This window comes from Rathayibacter sp. AY1A7 (assembly GCF_002930845.1).
Classification (GTDB): domain Bacteria; phylum Actinomycetota; class Actinomycetes; order Actinomycetales; family Microbacteriaceae; genus Rathayibacter.
In genome coordinates this window covers 51977-66800 of sequence record NZ_PSTL01000012.1, presented here as the reverse complement: position 1 = coordinate 66800, position 14824 = coordinate 51977, and the positions used below count along the sequence as shown (strand labels likewise).

The following is a 14824-nucleotide window of genomic DNA, read 5'->3' as shown; positions in this document are numbered from 1 at the left end:
CCTCTCCATCCGCACGACAGACACAGGAATCGAATCATGACCAGACCGCACATCACTCGTTGGACCAGAGTCGGGGCGCTTCTCGCTGCCGCCGCGCTGACGACGGGCCTCGCGGCCTGCTCCGGTGCCGCCGCCTCCGACCCGGCCTCCCCGGGAGCCGCCTCCGGCACCACCACCGTCACCGTGGGTGCCCTCTCCAACGGAGCGGCGACCGAGACGGACATCGACGTGCCGGTCGTCGACGAGATCCGCGGCACGCTGCCGCAGGAGATCCTCGACCGCGGGACCCTGACGATCGGCGTCGGCGCTCTCCCCGCAGGCTTCCCTCCGCTCGCGTTCACCGGGACCGACACCGAGACCCTCACCGGCTCGGAGCCCGATCTCGGCCGCCTCGTCGCCGCCGTCCTCGGGCTGCAGCCCGAGGTGGAGAACTCCACCTGGGACAACCTCTTCGTGGGCATCGACACCGGAGGCAGCGACGTCGGCTTCTCGAACATCACCGTCACGGAGAAGCGCAAGGAGAAGTACGACTTCGCCTCCTACCGCTCCGACACCCTCGCGTTCCAGGTCCTCGCCTCGAACGACTGGGAGTTCGACGGCGACTACGAGAACCTCGACGGACTCACCGTCGCGGTCAGCAGCGGCACCAACCAGGAGAAGATCCTGCTCGAGTGGCAGGCCCGTCTGCAGTCCGAGGGCAGGTCCCTGGAGATCACGCGACTGCCCGATGCCAACTCCGTCACTCTCGCTCTCGGCTCCGGCCGGATCGACGCTTACTTCGGGCCCAACCCGACGACGGTCTACCAGAACCGGATCTCGGAGGACGGCGCCGACCCGACCCGCAACGCCGGCACGTTCTCCGGAGCGGGCGAATCGCTCGACGGGCTGATCGCGGCGACTGTGAAGAAGGACTCCGGACTCGCCGAGCCGATCGCCCAGGCCCTCGGCTACCTCATCGGGAACGGTCAGTACCAGGACTGGCTGTCGGCCTACGGCCTGCAGGACGAGGCCGTGGACGAGGCCCTGGTGAACCCGCCCGGGCTCCCGCTCGACAACAGCTGAGCCGCCCCCGCCTCGGGCGCCCCGATCGCCCAGCGGGGCGCCCTCCGCCCGCTTCCCCGAGGACTCCCATGCACCTGTTCGACTCGCTCACGCGCGAACGACTCGACCGCCCGACGAGCCGCAAGTGGAGCCTCCGCCCCGGCACCATCGGAGCCTGGGTCGCCGAGATGGACTTCGGTACGGCGCCGGCCGTTCGGAGGGCACTGCACGACGCCGTGGCCGGCGACGTGCTGGGCTATCTGTCCCCCTCGACTGCGGGCGAGCTGGGCGAGGCCGCCGCGGAGTACCTCGCTGAGCAGTACGCGTGGACGGTCGACCCCGCCCGCGTGCACTCCGTCTCGGATGTCATGGCCGCGCTCGGAGTGGCCGTCACCGAGTTCTCCCGCCCCGGCTCACCGGTGATCGTGCCTACCCCCGCTTACATGCCGTTCCTCACCTACCTGTCGGCCATCGGACGCGAGGTGATCGAGGTTCCGGGAACGATCGTCGACGGCCGCTGGGAGCACGACCTCGACGGGATCGATGCGGCCTTCGCGCAGGGAGCGGGCACCCTGGTGCTCTGCAATCCGCACAACCCGACGGGCTCGGTCCTGCCGCGGTCCGAGCTCGAAGGTCTCGCCGCTGTCGTCGAGCGCCACGGCGGGCGGGTCTTCGCCGACGAGATCCACGCGCCGGTGCGGTTCGACGGCGTCCCCCACATCCCCTACGCCTCGGTCTCGGAGGAGGCCGCCCGGCATTCCGTCACCGGAACGAGCGCCTCGAAGGCGTGGAACATCCCCGGCCTGAAGGCCGCGCAGCTGATCACCACGAACGACGCAGACGAGGACGTCTACTCGCGCTTCGGGTTCGCGGTGCAGCACGGCGCTTCGAATCTCGGCGTGATCGCCTCGACAGCCGCCTACCGGGAGGGCGGAGCGTGGCTCGACGAGGTCGTCGACTACCTCGACGGCAACCGGCGCCTCATCGCCGACTTCCTCGCCTCCGAGCTGCCCCGGATCGGGCACCGCACCCCGGAGGCGACGTATCTCGCCTGGTTCGACCTGGGTGCTCTCGGCCTCGCCGATCCCGCGCAGCACCTGCAGCGCGAGGCGGGAGTGACGCTCACCTCCGGACGCCTGTGCGGCGCCGGCTACGCCGACCACGTGCGTCTCGTCTTCGCCATGCCGCGTCCCCTCCTCCTCGAGACGCTCGAAGCCGTGCGGGCCGCCGTGTGAACGGCGGAGCGCCTTCGCGGGGACTCGACGAGGTGGGACGGCGGAGCACCGAGGCGGGCGGCATCGCACGACAGTGGCGAGGAGCCGTCCTTCAGCGCCTCCGCTCCCTCTGCACCCCCGATGAGGCCGGGCCGCCGGCGGTGGACCGGGCGGCCTCGCGTGTCGAGGCTGTGCAGCTCGCCCACGAGATCGAGCACGGATCCTTCCGCCCGGTGCCCGGCCGGGCGCAGGATCCGGAGTGAGACGGGGCGGACCCCCCCTACGTCCCGAAGAGATTGGCGCGGGTCCCGCCGGGAGCGAGCTCGTCGCGGAGGATCCCGCGGCGGCGCAGCACGGGGACGAGGTCGTCGAGCATCCGGTGCAGGGTGACCGGGTGCAGGTCCCCGGAGAGGAGGAGCCCGTCGCTGCCGCCGTCGTCGCCGAGCTCCTCGACGAAGTCGGCGAACTCCTCCGCGGTGCCGACGAAGCCGGCGCGCTCGGCGACGCGGCCCTTGCGCGCCTTCCTGGTGAGCAGCTCCCGCAGCGGAGCGTCCTCCGTGCCGCCGTACAGGCCGGCGATGGTGCCGTGCGAGACGTGCTCGCCGAACACCGACTCCGGGACGGGGAGGTCCAGGTCCAGCCCGGTGAGGTCGGTCTCCAGGTCGCTCGACCAGCCGAGCGCGATCCGCCGCAGCGCGTCCTCGTCGGGGTGGCGCGACGCCTCGACGACGCGCGCGGCCTCCTCCGGGCTCGACACGATCTCGGGCTTCACGACGAAGAGCACGCGCAGGTCGTCCGCGGTCCGCCCGTGCTGCTCGGCCGCGGCGAGCACGCGCGCCCGGTAGTCGCGGACCGCCCGGGCCTCCAGCGGCGCGAGGGCGAGCTGCACGTCCGACTGCGTGCCGGCGAAGGCCAGCCCGCGGGGGGAGCCGCCGGGGGAGACGACGATCGGGTCGCCGTTCTCGAAGGGGACGGCGTTCAGGGGTCCGTCCACGCGGAAGTGCTCCCCGCGGTGGCGGAACGCGTCGATCCGGGTGCCATCGGCGTAGCGGCCCGACTCGGGGTCGGCGACCAGCGCGCCCTCGCCCCAGCTGTGCCAGAGCCGGCGGACGACCGCCATCCACTCGTCGGCCCGGTCGTAGGCCGCGTCGTGCGACAGCGGCTCCAGGCCCACGTGACGGGCGCTGCCGACGTCGGTGACCAGGTTGATCCCGAAGCGGTCGGAGCTGAGGTGCTGCAGCGTCGCCGCCTGCCGGGCGGCGAGGTACGGGGGCGTGATGCCGGCGTTGATCGTCGGGGCCAGCCCGATCCGCTCGGTCGCCGCGAACAGGTACGGCGCCAGGAGGAGCGGATCGTGCTTCGGCCCGCCGTACGCTCCCCGCACCCGCAGGTCGAGCGTCTCCGGGGAGCCGAGCGAGACGGCGTCCTCCATCACGATCAGCTCGAAGCCGGCCTGCTCCAGCTCGCGGGCCGACTGCTGGTAGAGGCCGGGCTTCGTCCAGTCGTGGTTCCACTCCCGGTAGGGGTGCCCCCATCCCTGCGGTCCGAAGCCCCGGGAGAAGAACCAGCCGAAGTGCTGACGGCGCGCCACGCTCACACCTCCGCGAGCGCGGGGAGGGCGTGTGCGCGCACCGCGGCGAGCCCGCGCTCGAGGTCGCGGAGGAGGTCGTCGACGTCCTCGATCCCGATCGACAGCCGGAGGAGCCCGGGGTGGATCCCGGCGGCGGCCCGCTCGGCGGAGGTGCGGCCGGCGTGGGTGGTCGACGCGGGGTGAAGCACCAGCGAGCGCACGTCGCCGAGGTGGGTCATGTGGCTGAACAGCTCGACGGCGTCGATGAAGGCGGCCGCGCCCGCCTCCCCTCCGGCCACGGTGAAGGAGAAGACGGAGCCCTGCCCGCGGGGGAGCAGGCGCTGCGCGAGGGCGAACGACGGGCTCGACTCCAGGCCGGAGTAGTCGACCGACACGACCTCGGGCCGCTCCTCGAGGAAGCGGGCGACGGCGAGGGCGTTCGCCGAGTGCCGCTCGACCCGGAGCGACAGCGTCTCGACGCCCTGCCGCAGCAGGAAGGAGTTCAGCGGTGACGGCGTCGGTCCGAGGCGGGAGACCACGATGTCCCGCGTGTACGAGACGAAGGCGCGCCGGCCGTGCTGCTCGGTCCAGCTGCGGCCGCCGAACGACCGCTCCTCCTGGTTGAGGTGCGGGAAGAGCGCGGGGCGCGCCGCCCAGTCGAACGTGCCGGCGTCGACGATCACGCCGCCGAGGGCGGAGCCGTGCCCGGCGAGGAACTTGCTGGTCGAGTGCACGACCACGTCGGCCCCGTGCTCGATCGGGCGGAGGAGGTACGGGGTCGCGAGCGTGTTGTCGACCACGAACGGGAGCCCGTGCCGGTGCGCGATCGCGGCCAGCGCCGGGAGGTCCAGCAGATCGTTCTTCGGGTTCGGGATCGGCTCGCCGAAGAGGACCCGGGTGTCGGGCCCGATCCGCCGCTCCCACTCGCCGAGGTCCGACGCGTCGTCGACGAAGTCCACGCCGATCCCGAGCCGACCGAAGTTCTGCACCAGCAGCCCCCGGTTGCCCTCGTACAAGCGGCGCGACGAGAGCACCCGGTCGCCGGCCTGCAGGATCCCCAGGAGAGCGGAGGCGGTGGCCGCCTGGCCGCTCGCCACCAGGATCGCCTCGGCGCCGCCCTCGAGATCGGCGATCCGGCGCTCGACCTCCTCGGTGGTCGGGTTCCCGTTGCGGGTGTAGAGATAGCCCTCGTCCTCGCCGGCGAACCGCTCGCGGGCGTGCTCGAAGCTGTCGAACACGAAGCCGGCGCTGAGGTGCACGGGGGTGACGCGCGCCCCGTGGGCGCCGTCGGGCGCGGCACCGGCGTGCACCTGGCGCGTGGAGAAGCCGGCCGCCGCGGAGGCACGGGGTGCGGGCGCCGGGGTCGAGGTCGCGGCGCTCGCCGCAGTGGTCGCTGTGGTCGCCGCAGCGGTGGTCGCGGTGGTCGCCGGTGCAGTGATCGTCACGGTGTGCTCCTGTCCAGACGCCCGGAAGGCGGATGCCGGGAGCCTGTCAGGCCGAGGGGAGTGCGCGCCGGATCGTGACGGAGTGTGACTGCGAGGGCGCGCCGTCGCGGGTCGTGGACGTCGACCGCTCGGAGTCCGCGGGTCGTGACTCAGCTGTGCGTCGTGTTCGCCCGGATCTCCTCGACGGACAGCTCCGGCGCACCGCCTGCCGCGGCCGCCGGGTCCATCCAGACGAAGTCCCAGTGGTGGCCGTCGAGATCGTCGAAGCTCTTGGAGTACATGAACCCGTGGTCCTGCTCTCCGACCGGGGTCGCGCCCGCGGCGAGGGCCTTCCCGTGAAGGGCGTCGACCTCCTCCCTGCTGTCGGCGCTGAGGGCCAGCTGGACCTCGGTCGAGGTGGTGGCGTCGATGATCGGCTTGCTGGTGAACTCTGCGAAGAACTCCCGCGTGAGCAGCATCGCGGTGATCGTGTCGCTGATCACCACGCTGACGGCGTTCTCGTCGCTGAAGCCCTCGTTGATCGAGTAGCCGAGCGACTCGTAGAAGGCCCTCGCCCGGGCGAGATCGGCGACGGCCAGGTTGACGAAGAGCATGGTGGGCATCGGTGCACCGTTCCTGTCGGGACGCCGGTGGCGCGCCGCCGCCGGTCGTGACTGCATGATGGTGACCGGCCGGCGGCGGTGTCAAGGAAGCGGTGCCGAGAAGGCGGTGGATGCCCGGCGCGGGGCGTCCGGAGGAGGACGCGGCGCACGGATGCCGCGGATCTGCTGGACTGGCCTCGAGCACCGCAGCACGAGCAGGAGGGAGCGGAGATGATCCGAACCCTCGTTCCCACCGTCCTCGCGGCCGCCCTCCTCGCGGCCGGCTGGACCGCGATCGGACCCTCGCATCCGGTCTTCGCCGCGGTCGCGCAGATGGTCCTCACCAGCTGGGCGGCACTGACCTTCGGTGCGCGCACCCGTCCGCTCGAGCAGTCCTGGTTCGACGTGGGCCGCCGCGAGCCGACGGTGCTGCGGGCGCTCGGGGTCGGCGTCTTCGGTCGGCTGCTCGACGTCGTCGGGTGGAACCGCCTCGTCACCCGCGAGCGCGGCTTCGACGGCACGCGCGCGGGGCTGGCCGCTCTCGATCAGCACACCCGCCGCTCTGAGGCGGTGCACGTCGCGTGCACGGCCGTCGGAGTCGCGCTCGCCCTCGCCGCGACAGTCACGGGTGCGACGGGCGGCGCGGCCTGGCTGCTCGGGTCGACGATCGCCGTTCAGCTCTACCCCGCGCTGCTGCAGCGGCTGGTGCGGGCGCGCATCCAGCGGGCGGGGCGGGCTGGAGGAGGCGCGTCCTCCGTCGCAGGGGCATGAGCGCTGATCCGTCGGGGACTCAGTCGTCGCTGTCGCCGCTGGGCGCGGGTGCCTGGTCGGTGCCGGTGGTGGAGTCGGACCAGACGGCCTGCGCCCCGGAGTCGCCGATGCGGACGACGTCGATGGTGGCTCCGACGGAGACGGCGATCGCTGCGACGGCAAGCACGATCCCGACGACAGGGCGGCGGGTGGTGGCGTGGTCATCGCTCCGTCGCGTGCGGCGGAACCAGAGCCACTGCACCAGGGCGATGACGAACAAGCCGGCGGCCCAGGGGAGCAGGTGATCGCCGAGCTCCGTGTGCAGCTCGAGGATCGCGGACGGCTCCGTCCGGCGTTCGAGGGCTTCGCCGGCCTGCGTGGTGAGCGGGACGGCGATCAGCGCGGCCAGGGCGATGATCGGGGTGAAGATCCCGAACCTGCGGCGGGCGGCGGGCCAGACGCTGCCGAGGACGAGCATCAGTGCGGCGAGGGGGAGCAGGACCACGACGGCGTGCACGAGGAGCGGGTGGAGAGGGAGGCCGTTGATCTGCCAGTCGTTCATCGGGGGCGCCTTCGGTCGAGGGGTGCTGTCCTCGTGACGCTACGCGCCTGTCCCGCGCGCTCCGCCGGATCGACGCGTTCGTGTGAGCCCTCGAACGATCGCTCGCCCGTCCTCGGAGCCCACTCCCCGCTTCACCGCCGAGCTGCGAGGCGCCGACCGGGCGGAGTCAGTGCGTGCGCTCGCTCGCCGGAGCGATCAGTCGTCGGAGCCGGTGGCCTCCTGCGATCGGTCGTCGAGGGCCCGGCTGTCACCGCTCGGGCAGCACCATCGTCACCGCGACTCCGCCGGAGCTGCGGTTCTCGAGGGCGACCGAGCCGTCCGCGATGTCGACGAGCGCCGCCACGAGGGCGAGCCCGAGCCCGCTGCCGCCGTCGCGGCTGGTGCGCGCCTCGTCGGGCCGGGAGAAGCGCTCGAAGGCGTGCGGCACGAACTCCTCCGGCACGCCGTGCCCGGTGTCCTCGACGTGCAGCTCGAGGCCGGAGTCGTGCTGGCGCAGACGGAGGGTGATGAGTCCTCCCGGCGGCGTCGCAGCGATCGCGTTCGCGCCGAGATTGTCGAGGATCCGCGAGAACGCGCTCGCCGAGAGCGGGTAGGGCGCATCGGCCCGCTCGATCGCGGTGTCGAGCTCGATCTCGGGGCCGGCGCCTCCGGCGATCGTCCTCAGCCGGTCGACGGAGTCCATCAACTCGGTCTCCAGCTCGCGCGCCGTCGCGCGCGCCGCGACCGGCGGGGCGGCGTCCAGGCGGGAGAGCTCCAGGAGGTTCGTCGCCAGCCGGGACAGGCGAGCGAGGGACCCCTCGGCGGCGCGGATCTCCGTCTCGAGGGCGTCCGCGTCGCCGAAGTGCCGGTGCGCGAGTTCGAGCTGGGTGATGACGACGGCCAGTGGCGTGCGGATCTCGTGGCTGGCCGCGGACACCATCTGCCGTTCCCGATCCGCCGTGTCCCGCGTCCGGGCGAGGAAGGCGTTCAGCGTCTCCGCCAGGTCCGACAGCTCATCAGTCGCCGAGCCGACGGGGAGCTCGCCTCCGTCACGATCGCCGAGCGAGGCGGCGGTGCGGCGCATCCGCTCGACCGGACGCAGGGCGACGCCGGTGAGCAGCCATGCGGCGAGAGCGGACAGGATCACGAGGGCTGCGGCGCTGAAGAGCAGCGTCCGGTCGAGGGCCGCGACGGTGAGGTCGCTGCCGGCGCCGCTGCGCGCCGCCCAGAGCTCCCACGTGCCCGCGCCGGTGTCGAGGGTCCGCGAGAGGACGGTGAACCGCACGTCCTCGTCGGTGACGACCGTCGAGGCGCCGTCGTTGCCGCTGCTGCGGTCCAGGACCTCGTGGACGTCGTGCGGCATCGTGTCGACGGGGACCGCACCGCCGGGAGCGCGCGCGAAGATCAGGATCCCCTCGGCCGGCGGGTCAGGGGTCTCGGTCGGCTCCGATCGCAGATCGGCGAGGTACGGGGCGAGGTCGCCCTCGGCGAGGGTCACCTCGGAGGCGACCACGATGCTGCGGAACTGCGCGTGCAGTACGAGGGTGGTCGCACCGACCCCGATCAGCGCGACGAGGAGGCTGCCGAGAGTGATCCGGGAGCGGATCGAGAGGGAGCGCAGCAGCCTCACTCGGCGCGCTCCAGCCGGTACCCCGCGCCGCGGACCGTCGTGATCCGAAGGCCCGTATCGGCGAGCGCGAGCTTCTTGCGGAGGTAGCTGACGTACTGGTCCACGAGAGTCGGCTCGAACGTCTCCGACGACCCCCACACCTCGGTGAGGATCCCCGTCCGGGTCAGCACCTCGTCCGGCCGCAGGGCGAAGAAGCGCAGCAGGGTGAACTCCTTCACGCTCAGCGCGAAAGGGCGGTCGCGGACGGTCGCCCGCACCGCCAGGGCGTCCAGGCGCAGCGCTCCGATCTGCACCACAGGCTGTGGGCCGCTGGTCCGGCGGCGGATCTGCGCGCGGATCCGCGCGCTCAATTCGCCGAAGTGGAACGGCTTCGTGACGTAGTCGTCGGCGCCCGAGTCCAGCCCGAAGATCCGGTCCTCGACGGCGTCCCGCGCCGTGATCAGCACCACCGGGACGGTGCTGCCCGATTCGCGCAGCCGACGGCAGACCTCGAACCCGGTCATCCCCGGCAGCATGACGTCGACGACGGCGACGTCGACGTCTCCCGCCGTGAAGGCGATCAGCGCATCGACACCGTTGTCGACCAGATGCACGTCGTAGCCGTCCTCCTGCAGCCCCCGCTCGACGAGGGCACCCATCTGCGGGTCGTCCTCGACGACGAGGATCCGGGGCATCAGATCGCGCCGGACGTGCCGAGCAGCGACCCGATCAGGAACGTGGCAGCGAGCGCCAGAGCGCCGCCGACGACGATGCGGATCATCGGCCGCAGAGCCCGGCTGCCGCCGACCCGGGCGCTGATGAACCCCGTCGCGACGAGGGCGATCAGCACCACAGCGAAGGTCACCGGAACCCTCTGTTCCGGCGAAGGGAGCAGGATCGCCAGCAGCGGCAGCGCGGCGCCGAGGAGGAACGACAGTGCCGAGGCGCCGGCGGCGGCGAGCGGACTGGCGACCGCCTCCTCGCTCAGGCCCAGTTCCACTTCCAGATGCGCGGTCAGAGCGTCGTTCTCGCTCAGCTCGCGGGCGACCCGATGCGCGGTCTCCGGGGTCAGGCCCCGCGCCTGGTAGAGAGAGGCGAGCTCCTCGAGCTCCCCGGCGGGATCCTCTGCCAGCTCGACGCGCTCCTTCTCGATCAGTGCACGCTGACTGTCGCTCTGGCTGCTCACCGACACGTACTCGCCCAGTGCCATCGAGATCGCACCGCCGACGACCCCTGCGACGCCCGCCGTCAGGATCGGTGCCGTGGCGGTCGTGGCGCCGGCGACGCCCACGACGAGAGCGGCGACCGAGACGATTCCGTCGTTCGCGCCGAGCACGCCCGCCCGCAACCAGTTCAGCCGCCCCGAGATCGCACCGTCGTGAGGTTCCGCGCGGGGCGAGGAGGGCGGAGGCGCGGACGGGGTCGTCATGAGGGCCATGCAAGCACCAGCCCCGCTGACGCGCCAGCAAGGAGAGGCTGCCCGATCCTTCCGACGCCGCCCGGCTGAGAGGAGACGCAGGGGAGGGGCAGAGGTCGGCGCAGGCCGCACGCTACGGTGCGACGACCTCCCCGGACCCGAAGGAATCACCATGCCGCTCATCCGCATCGACCTGATCGAGGGCCGCTCCGACCAGCAGATCACCGCACTCGGCGACGCGCTGATGCGCACCCTCGTCGAGGTCTACGGCCTCCCGGAGCGCGACCGCTTCCAGATCGTCACCGAGCACAAGCCCGGCCGGCTCACCGCCCTCGACGTCGGTCTCGGCATCGAGAGGTCCGAGCAGGTCGTGGTCATCCAGATCTTCACTCAGACCGGACGCACCACGGACGAGAAGCAGACGTTCTTCGCCGCACTCGCCGCCGCGCTGGAGGAGATCGGCGTCGACGGCGCCGACCTCGTCGTCGGCTTCGTCGAGAACACCGCGGCGGACTGGTCCTTCGGCTTCGGTCGAGCGCAGTACCTCACGGGCGAGCTCGCAGCGCCCGGCAGCGCGTCATGACGCCGTCCCGGCGGGGAACGGCTCTCTGAAACGCGTCGCGACCCACTCCGGTCGTCGGGCCGCCACTCGGGCAGGGCCCAGCGGGCGCGGCCGACGGAACGCGACCGGTCAGCCCGCGGGCTTGCTGAACAGGTTGACGACGTTCCCGTCCGGGTCGCGGACGAGGGCGGAGCGGTTGCCCCACGGCATGGTGCTCGGCGGGAGCACCACGTCCTCGCTCCGGGGTGCGAGCTCGGCGAAGGCGCGGTCGACGTCGGGCACCTCGAACTCGAGCAGCATGGAGCGGTTCGACGCGGGGACGACGGCGCCATCGAGCATCCCGACGGTCGTGGTGTGGGCGATCGCGAGGGTCGCGCCCGCTCCGGTGAACTGCGCGAAGACCGGCGCCGGGCGCTCGGCCGCACGGCCGATGACCTGCTCGTAGAAGGCGACGAGGCCGTCGAGGTCGTCGGTGACGAGGCGGAGGGAGGTGAACGACATGGGGCTCCTTCAGGGGCGGGGACGAGGTGGAGGCACCAGGCTCGCCGGTCGTCGCGACACCGTCCTGTCGGTGTTTCCGCAGATCGTCCTCGTCTCCGCGAGGTCCGCGGCGGTCGTCGGCGTCCCCGGAGCGGGTCAGTCGTCGACGACGGACCGCAGTCGTCCGTACTGGAGCGCGAGGTCCTCGGCTCGGAGGGTGCGCTGCGGAGGCCGCTCGTCGGTCACCTCGACCGACAGCATCCGGTCGCCGCGGAACGCCCGGACCCCCTCGCGCAGCCGGCACCACGCGATCAGGTACCAGTGCTCCTCCTTCCCGATCGAGCCGAGCGGTTCGACGTCGCGGACCGACTCCGCGCCGCTGCTGTCGCGGTAGCGCAGCCGGACGACACGATCCGCTCGGAGGGCCGTCGCGAACTCCGCCGGGACGACCGCCTCCTCCTCGCTCTCGAGGAAGTGCACCCGGGACGCGACCGCGCCGGCGCGGGCGGCCACGTCGTCCGGCAGGACCGCGAGCGTCTTCCGGGCGGCGGTCCTGGCTGCCTGCCGGAACGGACTGCGCTGCAGCGCGCTGAGGCCGATCAGCACGGCGACGGCCTCCTCCACCGTGAATCCGGCCGGCCCGAGGGTCGCGGACGCGTCGATGACATAGCCGCCCGTGCGGCCGGGCTCCGCCCAGATCGGCAGACCCGCCTGCTGCAGCGCGGACAGGTCCCGCTCGATGGTCCGCACCGACACCTCGAACCGCTCGGCGAGACGGCGCGCGCTCCGCGGCCGGGGCGAGACCGCCCGCAGCTCCTCGACGAGCCCGTAGAGACGATCGGTGCGGTTCACCCGACCATCATCCGCCCGGGCGCGCCAGGTCGCGGTCGTCAGCGGACTCACTGTGCGGCGGTGCTTCCGCTCGACGCGCGATCAGGTCAGCGCCGGCAGCTCGCGGGTGGTCTCGGCCACGTCGGTGAGCCGGGCGGCGAGCCTCTACCGTTGCACCCGTGCCCCTCCTTCTCGCCGACCTGCTGTCGTGAGAGTGTTCGTCGCCTGGCTCGAGCACCGCCAGATCCCGCTCTACCTCGCCGCGATCGCCGCCGGCGCCGCTCTCGGACTGCTGCTGCCCGCCGCGCACCACCTCGAGGTCGCGATCGAACCGGTGCTCGCGCTGCTGCTGTTCGCCACGTTCCTCGGTGTCCCGTTCGCCGCGATCGGACGGTCTCTGCGCGACGGCCGCTTCCTCGCCGCGGTCGGGGTGCTGAACTTCGTCGTCGTGCCGCTCGTCGCCTACGGGCTGTCCCGATTCGTCGCCGACACTCCGGTGCTGCTGTTCGGGGTCCTCCTGGTGCTCCTGACGCCGTGCATCGACTACGTGATCGTGTTCGCCGGGCTCGCCGGAGGGGCGTCCGACCGGCTGCTCGCCGCCGCACCGCTGCTGATGCTCGCGCAGATCCTCCCCTCCCCGTGTATCTGGTGCTCTTCATCGGTCCTGCGGGGGTGGCGGTGGTCGACGCCGGTCCGTTCGCGCGGGCGTTCCTGCTGCTGATCGTGGTGCCGCTGTCCGCGGCCGGGCTGGTGCAGGCCCTGGCGCGCCGACACGTGTCCGGCCGGATCGTCGAGTCCACGATGCTCGGGCTCATGGTGCCGCTCATGACGGCCACGCTCTTCGCCGTCGTCGCCTCCCAGTCCGGCGCCGTGGGCGCCTCGGCCGGCCGGCTTCTCGTTCTCGTCCCGCTCTACGCGGGATTCCTCGTGGTCATGACCGCTCTGGGGCTGGGTGCTGGACGCGTCTTCCGACTCGACGTGCCCGCGACGCGCGCCCTCGTGTTCAGCGGCGCGACCCGCAACTCGCTCGTCGTGCTGCCCCTCGCACTCGCGCTCCCGGCACCGCTGTCGCTCGCGCCCGTCGTCGTCGTCACGCAGACCCTCGTGGAACTCGTCGGCATGGTCGTCCTCGTCCGACTGCTCCCTCGGCTCACCCGAGACCGAGCAGCGCGGGCCGGCCCGGTCTGAGGCGGACTCACCAGCGCCCGAGACGACTCGGGCCTGCAGAAGGGTCGCCCGGGGAGTCGCCCGGGAGGTGCTCGCCGGTCAGTCCTTCTCCGGTCTGCCCGCAGTCCCCGCGTCAGCGGGCTCATCGGCCGGGGCGACAGGAGCTGCGGACTCGACCGCGGTGGGCTGGACCGCGGCCGATCTCGCCTCCTTGGCGGCGAGGCGCTTCTTCTGGGACTTGCCGGTGCTGAACGGGCTCACCCACAACCAGGAGAAGCGCCGCAGCGACTGGAAGAGGAACAGCGACGCCCAGAGGGAGAACACCGTCAGGGCGAACGGGAAGACCGTCGCCGGGCCGGTCGGGACATTCGTCTCGCCGAGCAGGGGGACGAACGCGACGACGACAGCGATCACGAAGAGGTGCAGGAGATAGATCTGGAAGCTCTGCTGCCCCATGGTGACGAAGATCTTCAGTGCGCGGACCTTGACGAGGTACTGGGAGCCGGCGATGCCCAGGACGATCGCGACCGAACTGGCGATCAGGATGACGCCCGGAATGCGGTTGGCGTCGAAGGCGACGATCACCGCGATGATGCCGATGTAGGACACTGCGAGCGCGAGCGCCTGCCAGACCTTCACGCGGGCGGCGAAGCGGTAGAACGTGCGGGGGATGAACATCGCCACGAGGAAGAAGATGAAGTTCTGGAGCACCCGGTCCCAGCCGATGTTGTCGGTGTCCAGCAGGCCCGTGGTCGTGGACGCGACGGACAGCAGCCCGGCCACAGAGAGCTGGATCCACCGGGGCACCTTGCGGATCGCCCAGGCGAGGATGCTGAAGATCGCGAGAGCCCAGATGAACCAGTAGCTGCTCGACGGCAGGATGGGGAGCACCAGCACGTTGAGCGGGTCCGTCGGTGAGGTGGCCTCCGACCGTGAGAACGGGACGATGAGGTAGAAGACGACCCGGATGAACGACCACAGCAGATAGAGGTACACCAGCGCGAGGACCCGGCGGCGCCACAGCTCGGCGAACGTCCACGTCAGCATCCGGGCGGCCGTGAGGCCCGCGATGAAGAAGAACACGGGCATGGGGAAGTAGAGCAGCACAGTGCGGAGCTTCGGGACGTACCCCTCGAGGCCGAAGAATCCCAGGAACAACGACGAGTGGTAGAGCACGACGAGACTGATCGCGACGCCCTTGGCGAAGTCGATCCACTCTCGCGACTCGGGGCGCTTCACGACGGCCCCTGCCGTGCTCGATCCCGTCATCCGTCGCTCCTCGCGTTGGCGCACACGGCGCGATCCCTGTTCACCGATTGCTGCGGATCCATTGCGCCCCCAAGATGCTGAATTCGAATCGGATGCGAATGAGCCCCGATTCATTCCCCGTACGGGTTTTGAGAGTACGGGAAAGAATCCGATCGCGGACGAATCGCTGGAGCATCGAGGCGGCCGGGGAGGTCCGGACGCCTCGCAGACACCGGACGACGTCCTGTCCGTGGAGTCGCCCGCTCCACGCCGGAGGGCCTTCGGCGCGATCCGAGCGACGTCGGTCGGTCCGCGACCGCAGACGAATGAACCGTGGAGGGACGCCGTGACGACACTTTCGTACAGTT

Annotated in this window: 14 protein-coding genes and 1 pseudogene; 5 read left to right on the top strand and 10 right to left on the bottom strand. The window is 71.7% G+C overall.

The genetic code is table 11. The features are described 5' to 3' along the window. Positions 1-36 precede the first annotated feature (36 nt). Positions 37-1062 (top strand): transporter substrate-binding domain-containing protein, encoded by a 1026-nt coding sequence (locus C5B95_RS10870; RefSeq protein ID WP_104349149.1) that lies wholly within the window; start codon positions 37-39, stop codon positions 1060-1062. A 68-nt stretch (positions 1063-1130) separates the two neighbouring features. Next, on the top strand, positions 1131-2276 hold the full coding sequence (locus C5B95_RS10865) for a MalY/PatB family protein (RefSeq protein WP_104317069.1): 1146 nt from the start codon (positions 1131-1133) through the stop codon (positions 2274-2276). A 259-nt stretch (positions 2277-2535) separates the two neighbouring features. Here C5B95_RS10865 and C5B95_RS10855 read toward each other — a convergent pair whose 3' ends face one another. From C5B95_RS10855 to C5B95_RS10845, 3 genes are all read right to left on the bottom strand, one after another. Then, positions 2536-3846 carry an LLM class flavin-dependent oxidoreductase gene (locus tag C5B95_RS10855; RefSeq protein ID WP_104317068.1) on the bottom strand — a complete coding sequence of 437 codons (1311 nt, stop codon included), beginning with the start codon at positions 3844-3846 and terminating at the stop codon, positions 2536-2538. A 2-nt stretch (positions 3847-3848) separates the two neighbouring features. Continuing rightward, positions 3849-5270: an O-acetylhomoserine aminocarboxypropyltransferase/cysteine synthase family protein gene (locus tag C5B95_RS10850; protein ID WP_258059950.1), complete on the bottom strand. Its 1422-nt coding sequence runs from the start codon at positions 5268-5270 to the stop codon at positions 3849-3851. Positions 5271-5419: 149 nt separating this feature from the next. Continuing rightward, positions 5420-5872 (bottom strand): VOC family protein, encoded by a 453-nt coding sequence (locus C5B95_RS10845; protein WP_104349148.1) that lies wholly within the window; start codon positions 5870-5872, stop codon positions 5420-5422. A gap of 210 nt (positions 5873-6082) precedes the next feature. Between C5B95_RS10845 and C5B95_RS10840 the strand changes: the two genes are divergently transcribed. Beyond that, positions 6083-6622, top strand: a complete 540-nt coding sequence (locus C5B95_RS10840; protein WP_104349147.1) for a hypothetical protein — start codon at positions 6083-6085, stop codon at positions 6620-6622. A 19-nt stretch (positions 6623-6641) separates the two neighbouring features. Here the strand turns inward: C5B95_RS10840 and C5B95_RS10835 are convergent, their stop codons facing one another. The 4 genes from C5B95_RS10835 to C5B95_RS10820 form a co-directional block, all read right to left on the bottom strand. Beyond that, positions 6642-7163, bottom strand: a complete 522-nt coding sequence (locus C5B95_RS10835; protein WP_104223275.1) for a DUF2231 domain-containing protein — start codon at positions 7161-7163, stop codon at positions 6642-6644. A gap of 247 nt (positions 7164-7410) precedes the next feature. Then, positions 7411-8772: a cell wall metabolism sensor histidine kinase WalK gene (locus C5B95_RS10830; RefSeq protein WP_104349146.1), complete on the bottom strand. Its 1362-nt coding sequence runs from the start codon at positions 8770-8772 to the stop codon at positions 7411-7413. Next, a complete protein-coding gene (locus tag C5B95_RS10825) occupies positions 8769-9446 on the bottom strand; it encodes a response regulator transcription factor (RefSeq protein WP_104223273.1) in 678 nt (225 codons plus the stop codon). The genes C5B95_RS10830 and C5B95_RS10825 overlap by 4 nt, the downstream gene beginning before the upstream one ends. After that, on the bottom strand, positions 9446-10180 hold the full coding sequence (locus tag C5B95_RS10820; protein ID WP_104349175.1) for a VIT1/CCC1 transporter family protein: 735 nt from the start codon (positions 10178-10180) through the stop codon (positions 9446-9448). The genes C5B95_RS10825 and C5B95_RS10820 overlap by 1 nt, the downstream gene beginning before the upstream one ends. A gap of 160 nt (positions 10181-10340) precedes the next feature. Here C5B95_RS10820 and C5B95_RS10815 point away from each other — a divergent pair, with 160 nt between their 5' ends. Next, a complete protein-coding gene (locus C5B95_RS10815; RefSeq protein ID WP_104223271.1) occupies positions 10341-10751 on the top strand; it encodes a tautomerase family protein in 411 nt (136 codons plus the stop codon). A gap of 108 nt (positions 10752-10859) precedes the next feature. Here C5B95_RS10815 and C5B95_RS10810 read toward each other — a convergent pair whose 3' ends face one another. Together C5B95_RS10810 and C5B95_RS10805 are read right to left on the bottom strand one after the other, a co-directional pair. Further along, positions 10860-11231, bottom strand: a complete 372-nt coding sequence (locus C5B95_RS10810) for a VOC family protein (protein WP_104349145.1) — start codon at positions 11229-11231, stop codon at positions 10860-10862. A 135-nt stretch (positions 11232-11366) separates the two neighbouring features. After that, the gene (locus tag C5B95_RS10805) at positions 11367-12062 is read right to left on the bottom strand and encodes a YafY family protein (RefSeq protein ID WP_104262256.1); all 696 of its coding nucleotides are present in this window, start codon (positions 12060-12062) and stop codon (positions 11367-11369) included. A gap of 187 nt (positions 12063-12249) precedes the next feature. On the opposite strand from C5B95_RS10805, the pseudogene C5B95_RS10800 reads away from it, so the two are divergent. Beyond that, positions 12250-13229 (top strand): annotated as a pseudogene (locus C5B95_RS10800) (arsenic resistance protein). Between the two features lie 78 nt (positions 13230-13307). Here C5B95_RS10800 and C5B95_RS10795 read toward each other — a convergent pair. Next, a complete protein-coding gene (locus C5B95_RS10795; protein ID WP_104267688.1) occupies positions 13308-14477 on the bottom strand; it encodes an acyltransferase family protein in 1170 nt (389 codons plus the stop codon). Positions 14478-14824: the final 347 nt, after the last annotated feature.